The organism is Pseudoalteromonas translucida KMM 520 (assembly GCF_001465295.1).
Taxonomy (GTDB): Bacteria; Pseudomonadota; Gammaproteobacteria; order Enterobacterales; family Alteromonadaceae; genus Pseudoalteromonas; species Pseudoalteromonas translucida.
Genome location: NZ_CP011034.1, coordinates 3,041,484 through 3,060,795, shown reverse-complemented (window position 1 = coordinate 3,060,795; position 19,312 = coordinate 3,041,484). Strand labels below are relative to the sequence as shown.

20 protein-coding genes are annotated in these 19,312 nt (G+C 39.8%); 16 read left to right on the top strand and 4 right to left on the bottom strand.

Features of this window, described 5'->3' with window-relative positions; all coding sequences use genetic code 11:
* Positions 1-76 precede the first annotated feature (76 nt).
* From aroK to PTRA_RS14140, 4 genes are read left to right on the top strand one after another with little or no spacing between them, the layout of a single operon-like run.
* Positions 77-595 (top strand): shikimate kinase AroK, encoded by a 519-nt coding sequence (gene aroK, locus PTRA_RS14155; protein WP_008466255.1) that lies wholly within the window; start codon positions 77-79, stop codon positions 593-595.
* Positions 596-623: 28 nt separating this feature from the next.
* Positions 624-1,694, top strand: a complete 1,071-nt coding sequence (gene aroB, locus PTRA_RS14150; protein WP_058374264.1) for a 3-dehydroquinate synthase — start codon at positions 624-626, stop codon at positions 1,692-1,694.
* Positions 1,694-3,013, top strand: coding sequence for an AAA family ATPase (locus tag PTRA_RS14145; protein WP_058374263.1), 1,320 nt, complete (start codon positions 1,694-1,696; stop codon positions 3,011-3,013). Before aroB ends, PTRA_RS14145 begins: the two co-directional genes overlap by 1 nt.
* Positions 3,014-3,066: 53 nt before the next feature.
* Positions 3,067-3,924, top strand: coding sequence for a Dam family site-specific DNA-(adenine-N6)-methyltransferase (locus tag PTRA_RS14140; RefSeq protein ID WP_011329357.1), 858 nt, complete (start codon positions 3,067-3,069; stop codon positions 3,922-3,924).
* Here the strand turns inward: PTRA_RS14140 and PTRA_RS14135 are convergent.
* The gene (locus PTRA_RS14135) at positions 3,881-4,066 is read right to left on the bottom strand and encodes a DUF2970 domain-containing protein (RefSeq protein ID WP_058374262.1); all 186 of its coding nucleotides are present in this window, start codon (positions 4,064-4,066) and stop codon (positions 3,881-3,883) included. The two genes, PTRA_RS14140 and PTRA_RS14135, sit on opposite strands and share 44 nt — an antisense overlap.
* Positions 4,067-4,068: 2 nt before the next feature.
* Positions 4,069-4,365 carry a hypothetical protein gene (locus PTRA_RS14130; protein ID WP_058374261.1) on the bottom strand — a complete coding sequence of 99 codons (297 nt, stop codon included), beginning with the start codon at positions 4,363-4,365 and terminating at the stop codon, positions 4,069-4,071.
* A gap of 215 nt (positions 4,366-4,580) precedes the next feature.
* On the opposite strand from PTRA_RS14130, the gene rpe reads away from it, so the two are divergent.
* The 3 genes from rpe to trpS are packed head-to-tail and all read left to right on the top strand — an operon-like array spanning position 4,581 to position 6,966.
* Entirely contained in the window at positions 4,581-5,264 is a 684-nt protein-coding gene (rpe, locus tag PTRA_RS14125) for a ribulose-phosphate 3-epimerase (protein WP_058374260.1), read from the top strand.
* Positions 5,264-5,929, top strand: coding sequence for a phosphoglycolate phosphatase (locus PTRA_RS14120; RefSeq protein ID WP_058374259.1), 666 nt, complete (start codon positions 5,264-5,266; stop codon positions 5,927-5,929). Before rpe ends, PTRA_RS14120 begins: the two co-directional genes overlap by 1 nt.
* 32 nt (positions 5,930-5,961) lie before the next feature.
* Positions 5,962-6,966, top strand: a complete 1,005-nt coding sequence (gene trpS, locus PTRA_RS14115) for a tryptophan--tRNA ligase (RefSeq protein WP_058374258.1) — start codon at positions 5,962-5,964, stop codon at positions 6,964-6,966.
* Between the two features lie 146 nt (positions 6,967-7,112).
* Here the strand turns inward: trpS and uvrA are convergent, their stop codons facing one another.
* Positions 7,113-9,935, bottom strand: a complete 2,823-nt coding sequence (uvrA, locus tag PTRA_RS14110) for an excinuclease ABC subunit UvrA (protein ID WP_058374614.1) — start codon at positions 9,933-9,935, stop codon at positions 7,113-7,115.
* Between the two features lie 161 nt (positions 9,936-10,096).
* On the opposite strand from uvrA, the gene PTRA_RS14105 reads away from it, so the two are divergent.
* The 4 genes from PTRA_RS14105 (at position 10,097) to PTRA_RS14090 (ending at position 14,176) form a co-directional block, all read left to right on the top strand.
* A complete protein-coding gene (locus PTRA_RS14105; RefSeq protein WP_058374257.1) occupies positions 10,097-11,464 on the top strand; it encodes an MFS transporter in 1,368 nt (455 codons plus the stop codon).
* A gap of 20 nt (positions 11,465-11,484) precedes the next feature.
* A complete protein-coding gene (gene ssb / locus PTRA_RS14100) occupies positions 11,485-12,219 on the top strand; it encodes a single-stranded DNA-binding protein (RefSeq protein WP_011329350.1) in 735 nt (244 codons plus the stop codon).
* Between the two features lie 208 nt (positions 12,220-12,427).
* Positions 12,428-12,685, top strand: a complete 258-nt coding sequence (locus tag PTRA_RS14095; protein ID WP_237113460.1) for a hypothetical protein — start codon at positions 12,428-12,430, stop codon at positions 12,683-12,685.
* Between the two features lie 135 nt (positions 12,686-12,820).
* Entirely contained in the window at positions 12,821-14,176 is a 1,356-nt protein-coding gene (locus tag PTRA_RS14090; protein WP_157756053.1) for an EAL domain-containing protein, read from the top strand.
* 2 nt (positions 14,177-14,178) lie between these two features.
* Here the strand turns inward: PTRA_RS14090 and PTRA_RS14085 are convergent, their stop codons facing one another.
* On the bottom strand, positions 14,179-15,087 hold the full coding sequence (locus tag PTRA_RS14085) for a 1-aminocyclopropane-1-carboxylate deaminase/D-cysteine desulfhydrase (protein WP_058374254.1): 909 nt from the start codon (positions 15,085-15,087) through the stop codon (positions 14,179-14,181).
* A gap of 76 nt (positions 15,088-15,163) precedes the next feature.
* On the opposite strand from PTRA_RS14085, the gene PTRA_RS14080 reads away from it, so the two are divergent.
* From PTRA_RS14080 to mshL, 5 genes are read left to right on the top strand one after another with little or no spacing between them, the layout of a single operon-like run.
* Positions 15,164-16,096 (top strand): hypothetical protein, encoded by a 933-nt coding sequence (locus tag PTRA_RS14080; protein WP_058374253.1) that lies wholly within the window; start codon positions 15,164-15,166, stop codon positions 16,094-16,096.
* Positions 16,093-16,692 (top strand): PilN domain-containing protein, encoded by a 600-nt coding sequence (locus tag PTRA_RS14075; RefSeq protein WP_237113459.1) that lies wholly within the window; start codon positions 16,093-16,095, stop codon positions 16,690-16,692. The genes PTRA_RS14080 and PTRA_RS14075 overlap by 4 nt, the downstream gene beginning before the upstream one ends.
* Entirely contained in the window at positions 16,689-17,375 is a 687-nt protein-coding gene (locus PTRA_RS14070; RefSeq protein ID WP_058374252.1) for a hypothetical protein, read from the top strand. Before PTRA_RS14075 ends, PTRA_RS14070 begins: the two co-directional genes overlap by 4 nt.
* Positions 17,353-17,676: an agglutinin biogenesis protein MshK gene (locus PTRA_RS14065; protein ID WP_041454587.1), complete on the top strand. Its 324-nt coding sequence runs from the start codon at positions 17,353-17,355 to the stop codon at positions 17,674-17,676. Before PTRA_RS14070 ends, PTRA_RS14065 begins: the two co-directional genes overlap by 23 nt.
* On the top strand, positions 17,654-19,312 hold the full coding sequence (gene mshL / locus PTRA_RS14060; protein WP_083497532.1) for a pilus (MSHA type) biogenesis protein MshL: 1,659 nt from the start codon (positions 17,654-17,656) through the stop codon (positions 19,310-19,312). Before PTRA_RS14065 ends, mshL begins: the two co-directional genes overlap by 23 nt.

The following is a 19,312-nucleotide window of genomic DNA, read 5'->3' as shown; positions in this document are numbered from 1 at the left end:
CCTCTCCTTAATTTTGGGGCCAGGTCGTTAGGCGGGGTTTTATTTCAAATTTTAGAGTTCGTTTGTACTAAAAGATATGGCTGAGAAACGTAATATATTTCTAGTTGGCCCCATGGGGGCTGGCAAAAGTACGATTGGTCGTCACATCGCTGACCAATTACACCTTGAATTTGTTGATTCTGATCAAGAAATCGAACGCCGTACCGGTGCAGATATTGCCTGGGTGTTTGATCTTGAAGGTGAAGAAGGCTTTAGACTTCGTGAAGAATCTGTTATTGGCGATCTAACCGAAATGCAGGGTATTGTACTTGCAACCGGTGGTGGTTCAGTAATGAGTAAAGAAGTTAGAAACAAGCTTTCGGCTCGCGGTATTGTAGTATACCTAGAGACACCGATTGAAAAACAAGTTGCACGCACACAACGCGACAAGCGTCGCCCATTACTGCAAACAGAAGAAGCACCTCGTGATGTATTAGAACGTTTAGCAGAAGAACGCGAACCGTTATATAAAGAAGTGGCTGATTTTGTTGTACGCACTGATGAGCAAAGCGCTAAAGTTGTTGCTAACCAAATCATCGAGAAATTGGATTTTTAATTACTAATATTAAAGGAAATAGCTAAGCATGCTTGAATTATCTGTTAATTTAGACGAGCGAAGTTACCCTATTTATATTGGTCAATCTACACTTCAAGATAATGGCCGCCTAGTTCATCACATTGGTGATTGTCGGCCTATCATCATTACTAACGACACTATTGCGCCTTTATATTTACAAGGCTTATTAGCGCAGTTAGCACCATTGAATCCACTGCATTTTATTATTCCTGATGGCGAGCAATATAAATCGCTTACCTGGTTTGAAAAAATATCGGCATTTTTACTCGAAAATAACTGTGGTCGTGACACCTGCTTAATTGCATTAGGTGGCGGCGTTGTTGGTGATTTAACTGGTTTTGTTGCTGCATGTTATCAGCGTGGCATTCCCTTTATTCAAATGCCAACGACACTATTATCACAAGTTGATTCGTCGGTAGGTGGAAAAACAGCGGTAAATCATCCATTAGGTAAAAATATGATTGGGGCATTTTATCAGCCACAAGCCGTTTTTATCGACACACAATCATTACGTACTTTACCAGCGCGCGAGTTTGCAGCCGGTATGGCTGAAGTGATTAAATACGGTTTGATTTACGATACTGAGCTATTTGCTTACTTAGAGCAAAATGTTGAGCGTTTACAGCAATTAGATGAAGACTGTTTACAGCATATTATTTATAGGTGCTGTGAAATTAAAGCGCTAATTGTAGCTCAAGACGAAAAAGAGCAAGGCCTAAGAGCACTATTAAACCTAGGTCATACCTTTGCGCACGCTATTGAAGCACAAATGGGCTACGGTGTTTGGCTACATGGTGAAGCAGTAGCAACTGGTATGGTACTTGCTGCAAAACTAGCACATACACGCCAAGACTTAACCGCTGAGGATGTTACTCGCATCTCTGGTTTAATTGCGCAATATAGCTTACCCACGCAGATTCCGCCGGTAATGACCAGCGAGCATTTTTTGCAGCATATGCGTAAAGACAAAAAGAATAAAAAGGGTACTATCCGCTTTATTCTACCCACCCAATTTGGACAATGTGCATTAGTGGATGATGTTTCAGATGACCAAGTTCGAGCGTTAATCGAGCAATAATGCAGCCACAAATTTTACCAAGCCGTGCGGCATTGGTGGATAGAATCGCACTGCAATTTGAGTACGGACAAAACCTGATTGTTTTACTAGGCACCTCTGGCCTAGGTAAAAGCTACCTACTCGAAACTTTCATTACTGATAAATACAACGATTTTAATAAAGCCTTTGTGCAAGTAACAGCACAAATGACAGACATTCAATTAATGAGTGAGCTATTAGAGCAAAGCTTTAATGCGCCTTTAATTGATCATAGCTTGAGCCTATCCGAAAATTTTTATCAATTATTACAACAGCAAGCTTGTGGCCCTTGTTTATGGGTGCTCGATAACGCTAGGCACTTATCAGAAGAATTACAGGTAGAGTTAGAACTACTGGCTAAAAACTCCCCCAGTACGCTTTATATTATGCTTGCTGCGCAGTCAAAACTGGCCTTTACAGCGGCAATAAACATTCACTTAGAGCCATTAAACCAAAGTGAAAGCAAGCAGTTAATGAGTTGGTATTTTAGCGACCTACCTTATGATGAAGACCCAGTTTATCAAGCTTTTATAGCTGCGGCTCAGGGTAATCCTAATTTATTACTAAGCTGGCAAGCAACAGAGCATATAGCGGATGTTGTTGTAAAAGACAAAGTGTCTTGGCGTTTGCATTTATTAATTTTGATGTTAATTATTCTGTTTTTAATAATTGGCTTGTTATATAAATCAGACATGACTCAATGGTGGCAACAATACTACCAGCAAGCTGAGCCTGAAGTACTCACAACGGCAATTTCGGTTAAGCAAATACAACAGCCATTAGCGACAGCTAGCGACAATAGCGTTATTACAGCGTCACCTAACTTACCTGCAAGCACAGTTGAGCTACAAACACCGAAAAATGATGTGCCTGCAATTATGCAAAGCCTGACCGCGAAGCAAGCAACTTCAAGCTCTCAAAATGCTCCATTAGTAGAGCGAAAGGTATTAGCCACGCAGCAACACAGTAATATTTCAGCTCAGGTCGAGAGCAAAACACTCACAGGTAATGCGTGGTACTTACAGCAGCCCGAAACAAATACAGTTATTCAATTATTAGCGATTACTCAGCAACAAGTCAGTGCTGAATTTATTAGCCAACATAAACTACAAAAAGTGGCGCATACCTATCAAACTAAAAGAAACAATAAAACTTGGTGGGTGGTAACATTAGGTAGTTTTACTAATATGAATGCTGCAAAGTTAGCTATGAATGCTTTGCCTGCAGAGGTTAAAGTAAATAAGCCTTTCTATAAAAAAATAAGCAAAATAAAACAAGAAATTGTATTAGTTGATCAGTAAACTAAGCAACTTTAGTGTAAAATCGCGCAACACCAGATTGAAGTAAAGAGCCAATGCAGCAAAAGAGTAGAGCCTTCCTTAAATGGGCTGGCGGAAAATACAGTCTAGTTGAAGATATTAACGCGCGATTAAAGCAAGCTAGCCAGCAGGCTGATACTTTGGTTGAACCTTTTGTTGGTGCCGGCTCAGTGTTTTTAAATAGCGATTTTAAACACTACATTCTTAATGATATTAATGCCGATTTAATTAATTTATACAAAGAACTTAAAAACTCGCCCGATGAGTTTATAAGTGATGCTAAAAAGCTGTTTGTGGATTTAAATAATCACCCCGACGCTTACTACGAATACCGCGTGCAATTTAATCAAAGTAGCGATATATACGAACGCGCAATGCTGTTTTTATATATGAATAGACACGGTTATAACGGGCTTTGTAGGTATAACTTAAAGGGTATTTTTAATGTTCCCTTTGGTAAATATAAAAAACCTTATTTTCCCGAAAAAGAAATGTACTTTTTTGCTAAAAAAGCGCAACAGGCTACTTTTACCTGCCTTGATTACGATGACATTTTTAAACTAGTACCTAAAAATGCAGTTATTTATTGTGATCCACCGTATGTACCTTTAAGTAAAACAGCCTCGTTTACTTCGTATGCGAAGGGCGGTTTTAATTTAGATGATCAAGCCAATTTAGCTAATTTAGCCGAGCAAGCGGCGTTTGAAAACGATACTCCAGTGCTTATCTCTAACCATGATACGGTATGGACGCGTAAAATTTATAGCCAAGCCACATTAGATCAAATTCAGGTAAAGCGTACTATTAGCCCCAAAGGCGGATCGCGTAATAAAGTGAGCGAGCTAATGGCTATGTACTTAGCACCGAAACAACAATCGCGTAAATCGAAATAATAAAAACAATAAAAAGCAAAATAGCTATTATGATAATGCTAACTGGTGAGTGGTGTTTAAAATCTGCGTGGCGTTTATGGTTAGATTGCACCCCAAAAAATGCAGCAAGTACACTTTGTAAGGCGCTAAAAAATTGTCGCATGTTTAAAATGATGGTTTTAAAGAGGGAAGCTTTTTAGCATCACCAGAGCTTGTAAGTAACTCTAATAAATCTAAATAATGAAACTGTGCACTGCGGCTGTCGCCTGTTATCCATGAAGACCAAGACGATTCATCTGCTATTTTAAGGCAAGCACTTACAGCTGTATCTGTAGTGGTTGTTTGTTTTTGCTGACAATTGTTAATTGCCGTTAAATCTTGCTCAGAACTTGAGATAAAATTTAACGCTCCAACAAACAGAAATGGCGACGCCATTAATATCCCTGTTTTAAAAGCCCGCATGATTTAAACCTAATAATTTGATCCTTTTTTAAGCATAACAAAAATTGCTTAAATAACAAACTTAAATTTTAGCGTTAGCTTCTAAAGTCGAATAAAAATAAAGGCTTATCAATAATCTTTATTTTTATTAAGTCATTATATTTGTCACGATTACTTGGGTAACATCATTAATTAAGTTACATTAACGCAATATATTATTCATTGTCGGATTAACTATGTTGAACCCAGAAAAAAAATACTTAATAGCCCCTTCTATTTTATCTGCTGATTTCGCTAAACTAGGCGAAGATGTTGATAGCGTACTTGCTGCGGGTGCCGATGTGGTTCACTTTGACGTGATGGATAATCACTATGTGCCTAACTTAACTATTGGCCCTATGGTGTGTAAAGCGCTTAGAAATTACGGCATTAAAGCGCCTATTGATGTGCATTTAATGGTTAAACCGGTTGATAGCCTTATTCCTCAGTTTGCCGAGGCCGGCGCTTCAATTATTACTTTTCATCCAGAAGCCAGTGAGCATATTGACCGCACATTACAATTAATAAAAGATCATGGCTGCCAAGCTGGTTTAGTGTTTAATCCAGGTACTAGCTTGAGCTTTCTTGATCATGTGATGGATAAAATTGATATTATTTTAATTATGTCGGTTAATCCGGGGTTTGGTGGGCAAAGCTTTATTCCGCATACTTTAGAAAAACTACGCCAAGCAAAACAACGTATTGTAGAATCGGGTCGCAATATACGCTTAGAAGTTGATGGCGGAATAAAAGTTGATAATATTGCCGCTGCTGCAGAGGCGGGAGCTGATATGTTTGTAGCGGGATCAGCCATTTTTAACCAGCCAAATTACCAAGTAGTTATCGATCAAATGCGTGAGCAACTAGGAAGTGTTAAATAATGAAGTACGACCTAGCCCTGTTTGATTTAGATGGTACCTTAGTAGATAGTGTATACGATTTATACATAGCACTTAATCTTACTTTGAGCGACTTAGCATTTCCGATTGTTAGCCAGCGCTTAGTAGAAAGCTGGGTTGGCAATGGTATAGAAGTATTAGTAAAACGCGCACTGAGTGGCGAAATGCAAATAAGTGAGCATTTAGATAAAACACTTAGCGATAAAGCATTTTCATTATTTTACCAACATTATGAACAGCAAGTAGGTGAATATAGCGTACTTTACCAGCATGTTGAAACTGGACTTGCAGCCCTACGTGATATGCCCAAAGCATTGATCACTAATAAAGATCGTTTATTTACCGAAAAATTACTGGATAAGTTAGCGTTAACGAGTCATTTTGAGCTAATAATTTGTGGTGATGACATAGCTAAAAAACCATCAGCAGAGCCGTTGTTATTTGCCTGTAAAAAACTAAATGTTGAGCCCAGCAAAGCGATTATGATTGGCGACTCTAAAAGCGATATACTAGCTGCCAATGCAGCTAAAATTGACGTTATTGCGCTGAGCTATGGTTATAATCAAGGTGAAAACCTTAAGGACTATAATCCACAGTACCTATGCGATAACTTCTTAGATATAATACCTGTTCTTACACAGCGCTAAGTGCTGTTAATTAAGCAAAATAAAGGAAAATCATGAGTAAACCAGTAGTTTTAAGTGGCGTTCAGCCAACCGGTGGTATGACAATAGGCAACTATGTTGGCGCTATTAACCAGTGGCTAAAGTTACAGGAAGACTATGATAGCTACTTTATGCTTGCAGATCTTCACGCAGTAACTGTGCGCCAAGACCCAGAATTACTTCGCTCACGCGTTTTAGATGGTGTAGCGCTTTATACTGCTTGTGGTATTAACCCAGAAAAAGCCGCGTTATTTGTGCAATCGCAAGTACCAGAGCATGCACAACTTGCTTGGGTATTAAATTGTTATGCACAAATGGGCGAACTTAATCGTATGACCCAGTTTAAAGATAAGTCGGCAACGCACGCGCACAATATTAACGTGGGCTTATTTGCTTACCCAGTATTACAAGCGGCCGATATTTTATTATACCAAGCAGAGCAAGTGCCGGTAGGGGAAGACCAAAAGCAACACCTGGAACTAACCCGCGATATCGCAACACGCTTTAACAACCTGTATGGCGAAGTGTTTAAAATACCTCAAGCGTATATTCCAGAGTTTGGCGCGCGAGTAATGAGTTTGCAGGATCCGCTGAAAAAAATGTCTAAGTCGGATGAAAATCTAAATGGTTTTATTATGATGTTAGATGAGCCAAAAAAGATTGAGAAAAAACTGAAAAAAGCAGTTACCGATTCAGACGAACAAGCGCGTATTTACTTTGACCGAGCTGAAAAGCCCGGAGTGTCAAACTTACTCACTTTGTTAAGTGTGGCAACTAAACGTTCTATTGAAGATTTAGTGCCAGAGTACGAAGACAAAATGTATGGCCATCTGAAAAAAGACACAGCAGATGCTGTAGTGGCAATGATTGAGCCAATTCAAGCGCGCTTTAAAGAGATTAGAGAAGATCAAACACTCCTTAATAACATCATGAAGCGTGGCGCAGAAAAAGCCAGTAGCCAAGCCGAAGGTACGTTAAAAACTGTGTACGATGCACTCGGTTTTATTCCTCGCGGCTAAACCTTGCTAGTTAAAATGACCAATAAAAATGCCGCTTTATTTATAAAGCGGCATTTTTGTTTTATTAGTGTATTTGGCGGTTAATAAAAGAAGTTAACCACCAAGTACACAAACAAATGAATAGCTACTCAGCTAAGCAGCACTCGCTATTTAAGCAGTTCTTTTAAATAGCGGCCAGTATGCGAGCGCTCACATTCGCCTACTTGCTCAGGCGTACCTGCAATGAGTATTTCACCACCACCAGCCCCGCCTTCAGGGCCTAAATCGATAACCCAATCGGCGGTTTTTATTACATCAAGGTTATGTTCTATAACAACAATAGTATTGCCGTGATCGCGCAGTCGGTGCAGTACAACAAGTAGCTGCTCTATATCGGCAAAGTGTAAGCCGGTTGTTGGTTCATCAAGTATGTATAGCGTTTTACCGGTATCGCGTTTTGACAGCTCACGGGCTAATTTAACTCGCTGTGCTTCACCGCCCGAAAGCGTTGTAGCTGCTTGGCCTAAACGAATATACGATAAACCTACATCCTTCAGGGTTTTAAGCTTGCGTGCAATGACTGGTATTTTATCAAAGTAGTCGTGGGCATCTTCCACTGTCATGTCGAGTACTTGATGAATATTTTTACCCTTATACAGTACTTCAAGGGTTTCGCGATTATAGCGTTTACCCTTACATACGTCGCACGGCACGTACACATCGGGTAAAAAGTGCATTTCTACCTTAATTACGCCATCGCCTTGGCAGGCTTCACAGCGTCCGCCTTTAACGTTAAAGCTAAAACGACCTACTTTATAACCACGAGAGCGCGACTCTTGCGTACCGGCAAATAACTCACGAATACCAGTAAAAATACCAGTATAAGTAGCTGGATTAGAGCGTGGTGTACGGCCAATTGGGCTTTGATCAATGTCGATCACTTTATCAAAATGCTCAAGCCCTGAAATTGATTTATACGCAGCAGCTTCGGCAGTTGTTGCGCCATTTAATTCAGTATGCGCAAGCTTAAATAAGGTGTCGTTTATAAGCGTAGATTTGCCCGAGCCAGACACGCCCGTTACACAGGTCATTAAGCCAAATGGAATTTTTAAATCAACATTTTTTAAGTTGTTACCAGTAGCGCCAAATAACTCTAGCCATTTGTCGTTAGTGGGGTGGCGTAATTTAGGTATTTCAATTTTACGTACGCCGGATAAAAACTGCCCAGTAACCGACTCTTTACAGGCTAAAATATCGTCGCGAGTACCTTGGGCAATAATATGCCCGCCATGTACACCTGCGCCCGGGCCAATATCAATAATATGATCAGCTGCGCGAATAGCATCTTCGTCGTGCTCAACCACAATGACTGTGTTACCTAAATCGCGTAAATGCACCAATGTTTTTAATAATCGGTCGTTATCGCGCTGATGCAAACCAATTGATGGCTCATCCAGTACGTACATAACACCCACTAGGCCTGCACCAATTTGGCTAGCAAGGCGAATACGTTGTGCTTCACCGCCCGAAAGCGTATCGGCACTTCTATCGAGTGAGAGGTAATTTAAACCCACGTTAATTAAAAACGATAAACGGTCGCGAATTTCTTTTAATATTTTCTCAGCTATTTGGCCTCTTTGTCCGGTTAGTTTTAACCCTTCAAAAAAGTCCATCGCTTCACCAATACTCATATGAGTAATAGTGGGTAAGTTAGTTTGGCCAATAAATACATGACGCGACTCTTGGCGTAAACGCGAGCCATGACAGCTAGGGCAGGCCTGGCTGGTTTGATATTTTGCTAGTTCTTCACGTACCGAGTTTGATTCAGTTTCACGGTAGCGACGGTACATATTATTAAGTACCCCTTCAAACTCGTGATTACGGGTAATTAAATCGCCGCGGTCGTTACGGTAGCTAAAGGCTATTTTGGTAGTGTCTGAGCCTTCTAAAATGATTTTTTGCGAGGCTTTATCTAAATCTTGATATGGCACATCTAAATCAAAACTATAATGCTGCGCAACAGCTTGTAGCATTTGGTAATAATAAAAACTGCGTTTATCCCAACCTTTAATTGCGCCACCGGCCAAGCTCAGTTCAGGGTTTTGTACTACGCGGTTTGGATCAAAATATTGGCGTACGCCTAGGCCGTCACAGCTTTGGCATGCACCGGCTGGATTGTTAAACGAAAACAATCTTGGCTCTAATTCGGTCATGGCATAGCCACAAGTAGGGCAGGCAAAATTAGCCGAAAACAGCATTTCTTCTGCGCTGCTGTCATCCATATAAGCTATGTTAGCCACGCCACCCGACATTTCTAATGCAGCTTCAAATGACTCAGCTAAACGCTGCTGTTGGCCATCTTTTACTTTAAAGCGGTCTACAACTACTTCTATAGTATGTTTTTTATGTAGATCAAGCGGCGGTGGATCCGATAAGTCGCATACTTCGCCATCAATACGGGCACGAATGTAGCCTTGGCTTGCCAGTTGCTCAAGGAGCTTAACATGCTCACCTTTACGCTCTTTTATTACCGGTGCAAGCAACATAAGTTTACTGCCCTCAGGCAGAGCTAAAACGGTATCAACCATTTGGCTAATAGTTTGTGCGGCTAACGGTAGGTCGTGAGTAGGGCAACGCGGTTCGCCCACGCGGGCAAACATTAAACGTAAATAGTCATAAATTTCGGTAATCGTACCCACAGTCGAGCGCGGGTTGTGCGATGTTGACTTTTGCTCAATAGAAATAGCCGGAGAAAGACCTTCAATATGATCTACATCGGGTTTTTCCATCAGTGACAAAAACTGCCTTGCATACGCAGAAAGTGATTCAACATAACGACGCTGACCCTCTGCATACAAAGTATCAAATGCAAGCGAAGACTTACCCGAACCAGATAGGCCAGTAATAACAATTAGCTTATCACGTGGGATGGTTAGGCTGATGTCTTTTAAATTGTGCGTGCGTGCGCCTCGGACTTCAATGTTTTCCATGCTATCTCGTCTATTACCAAAATTATTTGTCCAGTATCGCATAATACGTAACATTATTAATCTATGATCAATGAAAAATCCTTACTTATGACGATTAATTATTAGTAAGCTTATGGTAGAATCTCAGCCTAAATTTTCCACACAGTAAGATCACGCAAATAATGACCGCATCTTCACTTAATTCACGAGAAAAACGCGCAGCTATATCGCTAGCTAGTGTGTTTGCATTTAGAATGCTCGGCTTATTTATGCTGATGCCTGTATTAGCTATTTATGGCCAATCATTGGAGGGCTTTTCGCCTATCTGGATAGGCTTTGCTATTGGCGCGTACGGGTTAACCCAAGCGGTATTGCAAATACCTATGGGCCGACTGTCTGATAAAATTGGCCGTAAAAAGGTTATTGTTGGCGGCTTACTAATGTTTGCGCTGGGCTCGGTAATAGCTGCATTAGCCGATTCAATTCAAATGGTTACAGTTGGGCGTGCGCTACAAGGCATGGGCGCTATAGCCAGTGCATTACTTGCATTTGCTTCCGATTTAAGCCGCGATGAACAACGCCCTAAAGTAATGGCCGTTATTGGTATGAGCATAGGCATGAGCTTTGCGTTTGCTATGTTACTTGGGCCAATCGTTGCTGCCTCGTGGGGTATTTCGGGGGTATTTTGGTTAACCGCAATATTAGCTATGGTCGGCATATTTATAGTGACTATGCTAGTGCCTAATGCGGTTAATAAAGCCCCTAAAGGCGATACGCTCGCCAGCTTTAGCGATATTAAAAAATTAATTAAACACCCGCAGTTAGCGCGCTTAAATGCGGGTGTATTACTATTACATTTAACCCTCACTACTATTTTTGTAGTGTTACCGAGCCAGCTTATTAAAGATGGCTTAGTGGCCGATAATCACTGGCATTTATATATCCCAGTATTATTTTTAGCTTTTTTATTAATGGTGCCTATTATGATAATCGCCATTAAAAAAGAGAAAGAAAAGCAGGCATTTATTGGCTCCGTTATACTGTTAATGTTGAGCATGCTGGCTATGTCGGTATGGGTTAACAGTATTGTAGGTATTGCTGTTTGTATGCTGTTGTATTTTGTTGCATTTAACTTTTTAGAAGCCACCATGCCAGCGCTAGTATCGCGTATTGCACCAGCAAGCCAAAAAGGCTCTGCCATGGGAGGGTATTCTACTAGCCAGTTTTTAGGTGCCTTTTTAGGCGGTATGCTTGGCGGTTATGTTGCACAAACAACAACAACGCAAGCGGTGTTTGCGGCAGCGGCACTTGTTGGGTTAATATGGCTTATTATTGCGTGGAAAATGCAAGTCCCACCCAAAAGTAAAGTTATTAGCTTAATGACCAAATTAGACTCAGAAGAGCAGGCACAGTCGCTTGCTTCTCTGTTAGTTGCTTTACCTGGCGTAATAGAAGCAACTGTAGTGCGCGACGAAAGCCGCAGCTACTTAAAGATTAATGATAAAGAATTTGACCTAGACCAAGCACGTAAAGTAGCTGGTTTAATCTAACGTTTATAGGAGATAGTTCCATGGCACGCGGTGTGAACAAAGTAATTTTGGTTGGTAATTTAGGACAAGATCCTGAAGTACGTTATATGCCTAACGGCAACGGTGTAGCAAATATCACCTTAGCAACTTCAGATAGCTACAAAGACAAAAACACTGGCCAAATGGTTGATAAAACTGAGTGGCACCGTGTGGTATTTTTTGGCAAGTTAGCAGAAATTGTTGGCGAGTATTGCCGTAAAGGCTCACAAATTTATGTTGAAGGTAAACTTCAAACGCGTAAATGGACTGATCCACAAGGTCAAGAAAAATACACGACCGAAATTGTAGTTGATGGTTTTACCGGCCAAATGCAAATGTTAGGGAGCCGTGGTGGCGACCAGCAAGGTGGGCAACAAAGTGGTGGTTACCAAGGTAATCAATCACAAGGCGGACAGCAAAGTGGTGGTTATCAAAATAATCAATCACAAGGCGGCCAACAAAGTGGTGGTTACCAAAGCAACCAAGGGCAAAATAACCAACAGCAAGGCGGTTATACTCCACAACAGCAGTCTGCACCAGCAGCACAGCCACAGTCGGCTCCTGCACCACAGCAAAATAACCAATATCAGCAGCCACAAGGTGGTTTTGCACCACAGCAAAGTAGTGCACCACAACAGCAAGGTGGCTTTGCTCCTAAACCGCAAAATGCTCCACAAGGCGGCGCGTCTAACCCAATGGAACCAACCATTGATTTTGATGACGACATACCTTTTTAATTCAAGACAAATTTAAAAATGTAGAGTGTCAATTTAGGCATTTAATATTATCTAAACCCAGCGTAACTGCTGGGTTTTTTATTTTTTAGGACTTACTCTGCTTAGTTTAGATAAATGATGATGAATGTGTGCCAATATCAAGGCGGTTAACTTCATACAGCGAGCAACTGATATAGGCAAATTTAAAACTCCCAGCTTAAGAAATGTGATGAATAGTAAGCCGTGGATGCATAATGGCGTGTTTCCTTCTATTGCAGGTGTTTTAAATATTTATAATGCTGGCGGCTTTGTTTTTAATAAAGATCCTAACGATCCTTTGTCACCACAAACATCTAAAATACTGCAGCCTTTATCGTTAACGAGCAAAGAAAAAAAAGCTCTTGAGGCATTTTTACACTCTATTACTAGCGCCCCAGCAGCGGGTCCGCACAAAACGTTTATAGTACAAGAGCTAAATGGGGCATAACGCTTTAAGTTATTTAGAGAAGTTTATAAACATTATTTATTAGCTATAAATGCAATACTAAACTTTTACTATTACCTTGTGCTTATTGGGATCTTAGACAACACTTTAGTTAGTAATTTAACTAGCGAGTGCATTATGCAAAAGGGTAAGCTTAAGTTTATTAACCGCTTTAAGGCTCATCTTGTTGTGTTGCTAAATTTAATTATATTAGCGGTAACTCGCTGGGTTACTCATTTAGCAACTCTAGTAGCGTCATTGAAATCAAGGTTTAATGTAAACCGTAAAGTAGAGGTAGAAAAAACGCCTACTAATACTTTAGATAATGCTCGCCCTTTGAGTGAGAGTACGGCTGCAGCTTATAATATATTTGCCCTGATCGAGTGTCATTGTGATTTTGATCCCAGCACTGATCTAGAAGCTAGTTTTAAAGTTCTACTTGCAAAAAACTTACCTGCGTTAAACGATATTTCAGTTAAATTGTTAAGTGCGGGTAACTTAGCGGTAACCATAAAGCATATTCCAATCATTAAGTTAGAGCTGTACATTGAGTGCTTAAATTTTTGTGCACTCACAATATGTAAAAAGCATCAAAAACACTTAACTGCACAAAATGTAAAAATAGGGCTGTGTAATTACAGAGCAAGTGCCAATCAAACACTGGTTTATCAGCAAGCAAAATCGGCGTTAACTCTGTCGCAGCAAAGCTCACTACAGCATTGTCATCGCTTGGGAATAAGCCATAGCCGAGTAAATATATTTTCGAATAATCAAATAATAAAAAGCATTAAAAAAAATAAGTTTGTAATTTATTTTCAGCCTTTATTTGAGCTCGATAGTGGGCGTATTTTGCAACATGAAGTGTTGATTAGAGTACGCGGTGGCGCTAATGAGTTACTGCTAGCTAATGCTGGCATTAATCAGTTATATAATGATCAGGACGCACTTTTATTTGATCAAGCAATTATCATCAAAGTTAAAAAGCTATTACTAGCAGATACTGCTGCTGCAATTATTAGCATTAGCTTACATCCTAAAAATTGGTTTAACAAAGCATTTTGGCAATGGCTAATAACGCAAGTAGGCGATTTTAAAATAGAGCATAAACTACAGTTTGAAATAAATGCAGCAGACTTTTTTAAATATCAAATACGTTTACAAGGCGTATTAAAAATAATAACTAAGCTAAATTATCAGATTATTATTGATGATATTAAAAGTAGCGACCATATTATTCAACTGGTTAATTATCCACAAGTTTTAGGAGTTAAATTAGCCTACGATTTAGTGCACTCAATAGAGAAAAGCGCGTATCAACAACGTTGTGTAAAAAACATTGTAAATGCTTGCCAGTTATTAAATATAGCGGTATTTGCTAGTGACGTAGAAACCAAGCAAGAGCTACAAATGCTTACTATTTTAGGGGTAAATGCCGCGCAGGGGTTTTATTTTACGCAGTTGCTGCCTGATTTTACACAAACCGTATTTCATTAAGGTTAAATAAGTCCTCTGTACTTTAAACCATCTAATCCTTGTAACCCACCCGTATGAACCGCAATAATTTTACTGCCTGGCACAAAGTAGTCTTGCGCAATTAATTGCCACAAAGCATGCATCATTTTACCAGTATAAATAGGCTCTAATGGCAATTGGTGCTCGGTTTTCATGTATTGGCAAAACTGCCAAAGTTCGGCAGAAAATTTACCATAACCCCCACCATGAAAATGACATAATAATTGCCAATTAGTTTGTGAAGCTGCTTTTGAGCTAAGTGCTGTAATTTCATCGCGTAAATAGTCAGCTTGTTTTAGTACCGCAATTCCCAGTACCGTTGTATTAACTGAACTGCCTTCAATAAGCCCTGCTAATGTGCCACCACTTCCTGTGGGGCAAACTAAGTAGTCGTGCTTAGGTAAGCTCTGGGCAAGCTCTTTACAACCCTCAAGCGCCAGTTTATTTGTGCCACCCTCAGGTAAAATATAGGCATTAGGGAAACGCGATTGCAACTGCGCTAAATAATCGCTTTGGCTACGTTGTTTGTATTCTATACGTGTGACTGGGTGTAGCTGCATACCACATTGCTGTGCGAACAAAAGTGTAGGATTGTTAGGGTCTAATTCTGGGCCGCGAATAATACCATGCGTTTTTATATTAAAAAATTTGCCAGCCGCCGCACACGCATGAATATGATTAGAAAAAGCACCACCAAAAGTGAGTAATTCAGTTTTTTTAAGCGCCTGCATCTGGGCTAAATTGTATTTAAGTTTTCGCCATTTATTACCACTTATGAGGGGGTGGAGTAGATCATCGCGCTTAACGCCTAAAAATATATTTTTGCGTTTTAATAAATCACTATCTATTTGTTGTATTTGGTTGTTTTCATTTATTTTAAGTTTATTTAACATTATTTGTGGTAATCACTTGGCAAAGTAATGAAAATGTACGACAGTTAGTACATCGACTAATAATAATAGTAGCTATATGAAAAGAAAACTGTTTTCACTGTTTTCCTTGTTCAAGCGTAGTTTAGATAAAAATACAGTTGTAGGTGTGGCTACATATGCTAATACCGTTAATGCAGTCTGTTTAAAAAAACAGTATGGACACTGGAAAATACACAAATACCATAGTGTAGAGATCACTGAAAAACATGACTATACTGCTGCAATTACGCTATGTACGCAACAGGTTAGTAGTGATGTGTGCGCAGTGAACTTAGTTATTCCTCATTCCCTTTATCAAATTGTGCAAATAGAAAAACCTGCACTAAGTGATGAAGAGATCATCCAATCGCTACCGTGGATAACGAAAGATCTAGTCGATATTGCTCCTGAAGATATTGTTGCTGATTTTATTGATTATCCAATTACATTGCCGATGCAAAGTAAAAAAATGAACGTGTTTATTACCAGTAAGCTGCAGTTATTGCCGTTTATAGATAGTTTTAAGCAGGTAAAGCCTCTTTTACGCACTATGACATCGGAGGAAATGACTCTTGTAACTCTACTCGGCACGAGTAAAGACGCCCACATGCTCATTGTGCAGCATGCCAGCTTTGAACCACGTATTTTAATTATTCGCGATGGGCAGCTATTACTTACTCGGCGTTTAAATGGCTTATTGGGTATGTCAGATAAGGATCAAAGTCAGGAGTTGGTAGAGGCATTTGGACTTGAAATTCAGCGTTCGATGGACTTTTTTGAAAGCCAGTTGAAGCAGCCACCTATTCGCAGTATTCAGCTACAGTGTGACGATTTGACGTCATTAACACTTAGGGCAGAATTGGCTGAGTTTTTACACGTTAAAGTGATTGATTTTAAACCAACCCTAGACCTAGCACAGCAATTAGAAACGCAATATTACTACGCATTGGGTGCGGCTTATCAATTAACTGAGCCGGAGTCTGTGATATGAAAACCCGGATTAACTTTTATCAAAAGTCCTTACGTGTAAGGCGTGATCCCGTATTGCTGCAAAATATGCTAATGCTGTGGGGTGGCGCGTTAATTATTATTGCTATTGTGTGGTCACTATATGCCTACAAAGAGCATGCAAACCATATACTTTTACAGCAAAGTAAAGTGCAGCTTAAGCAAGCTAAAACTCAGCTAGAAGTGGTAAAACAGCAACTTGCCGATAAACAAAATAAAACATTATTAATAAGTGAATTAAAAACACTACAGCAAGAAATACAGCATAAACAACAAGTTTTTAGCTACTTAGCGCAAACATCAGCACAATCTAAAACCGATTATGCCGAAGTAATGCGAGATTTAGCGCAATATCATGAATCGAATATTTGGCTTACCGAAATTCAGTTTATAGGCCAAAAAGTTACTTTGCATGGGCAAACCTTACAGTCTAAGTATTTACCTATTTGGTTTAGTAATTTAAAGCAATCCACTTTTTTTGCTGATAAAGAGTTCTCAGTGCTGGAGCTAGCTACTGAAGATGGGATTAGCGAGTTTAACGTTGCCACCGACCTGAGCGGTAAGGGAGTTAAGCCATGAGCCAAAATAAACAGAGCAAAAAAACAAGTTGGCCTACTTGGGTTAAGTATCAAGCGCAGTTTGCGGCATTGCAAAAACGTGAGAAGTACTTAACGCAGTTTGTTGGTTTGTTAATTATTATTTACTTAGGTTTGCTATTTATTATTTTTCCACAGCAAGATGCAGTTAGTCGACTTGAGTCGCAGCAGCATTCTATTTTACAAGAGTTACAGCAAGCAAACGACCAGCTCTCTATGTTAGAGCAGGCGCTTAGCCATAATTATACCCACGTTTTACAGCAGCAAATAGCGCAAGCAAAACAACAGCAGCAGCTTATTAATAAACAGCTTAATACCTTTAGCCAAGGGTTTATTGCTGCAAAAAAAGTACCCGCGGTATTAAAAGACTTATTAATTAACAGTACCGAAGTGCAAGTTGTGAGTTTTAAAGTAAAGCCAGCTAAAGCAATTGATGTAGAAAAACTCGGGGAAAATGATACACAAACGCTATTTTTTGAACATCAAATGGTGGTTACCCTACACGGTAGTTACTTTAATTTAATGCAATATTTAGCTGCGTTAAAAAATAATCAAAACAAATTATTAATTCAAGAGTTTAGCTATCAGGTACAGACGTATCCGCAAGCTGAGTTAACTTTGCAAATTGCTACGGTGAGCGCGAATGAAAAATTTATTGCGTTATAGTTTTTATATTTTAATGGTGTGCCTTGTCACACCTAGTGCCGCAGCGCAGTTACTGGATCCAACTAAGCCCGCAATGTTTATCAGTAATGGTGTAGTGGTTGCACAAAAAACAGAGTTTAAGCTGCAATCTATTATTAAAAATAGTACGGCATATAAAGCGATTATTTCAGGGCATCTATATAAAGCAGGCGATGCTATAGAGGGTTTTCGAGTGCTAAGTATCAACTCAAAACATGTTGTGTTAGCTAATGATGATAAGCAAATAAAATTAGAACTATATGACTATAAAATTAAAAAATAATTTATCTAGCCCATGGTTGGTACTTTTATTATTACCGACATTTTTAACTGCTTGCCATAGCTTTAAGCCGGGTAAAGAGCTTAAATCGCATATTGGACAAGAGTTTGCGGCCGATTCAGCTCAAGCTAAAACAATTGCGCCACTGGAGATGCCCAATGAGTTAGCACAAAGCTTATTATCATCAATTAATAATGAGCAAAGTCTGAGTGATGACTTGGCTATAAAGCGTTTTGATGTGGCCGCTAATGACGTTGAAATGGGAGCATTTTTTGCAGGGCTAACCGATGGTACGCCTTTTAGCGTAGCAGTGCATCCTCAAGTAGGTGGCACTATTAGCCTTAATTTAAAAGGGGTTACATTTGATGAGGTGATTGCGGTTATTAAACGCATGTACCCGTTAGATATTGTAAACGAAGGGCGCATTGTGCAAGTGCTGCCTGCGATAATGCGCACCGAAACTATTCCTGTTAACTATTTAATGATGCAGCGCCATGGGCAGTCAACCGTGAGTGTCGTGGCCGGTGGTGTGAGCCAATTAGCACAAAATAGCGGTAGCTCCAGTGGTGGTTCAAGTAACAGTGGGCAACAAAATAATGAGTTTGGTGGGGGCAGTCAAAATTTAGATTTAAACGGTTCACGTATTCAAACAATTAATAAAAACGATTTTTGGCAAGAGCTAGAAGTAGCGCTTAAGTCGCTCATTGGAGCTAACGATGGCCGCTATGTGATCACCAGTCCTCAAGCCAGTTTAGTTACCGTAAATGCTTTGCCAAGTGAAATTAGCCAGCTAAAAGAATTTTTACGCCAAAGCCAAGAAAATCTGCAACGCCAAGTAATTCTTGAGGCAAAAATTATAGAAATAACGCTAAAAGATGAATATCAGCAAGGGGTTAACTGGGAGCGTATATCAAGCGGTTTAGGCAGTAGTATATCGTTTGCAACTACTGCAGGTAATTTTGGTAATAACCTTTCTGCATCGCTTGGCGGGGTATCGTCGTTAACTATTGAGCGCGGCGATTTTAACGGCGTGATTAATTTATTGGAAACCCAAGGTGACGTACAAATGTTGTCAAATCCGAGGGTTACAGCCACTAATAATCAAAAAGCAGTGATAAAAGTAGGGCAGGACGAGTATTTTGTTACTAATGTGTCGAGCACCACAGTAACCGGAACCTCAACCACCACTTCGCCTGAAATTGACTTAACGCCGTTTTTTTCGGGGATTGCTTTAGATGTTACGCCACAAATAGATAAGTATGGCTCGGTTATTTTGCATGTTCACCCGTCGGTAACCGAAACCCAAGAGCAGCTAAAGGTAATTACCTTAGATGACCAACGCTTTGAGTTGCCACTTGCGCAAAGCAATATTAGAGAGTCAGACACTGTTATTCGCGCTCAAAGCGGTGAAATAGTAGTTATTGGTGGCTTAATGCAAACCTCAACGCAGGACGAAGAAACTAAAACACCTATTCTTGGCGATATTCCCATATTTGGTAATTTATTTAAAAACATACGTAAACGCCAAGAGAAAAAAGAACTTATTATTTTGATCCGGCCAACAGTAGTTATGCCCGACACTTGGAAAAAGCAGCAAGCCGAAAGCCGTCAGCTTTTAGACACTTGGTATAAGAACTAA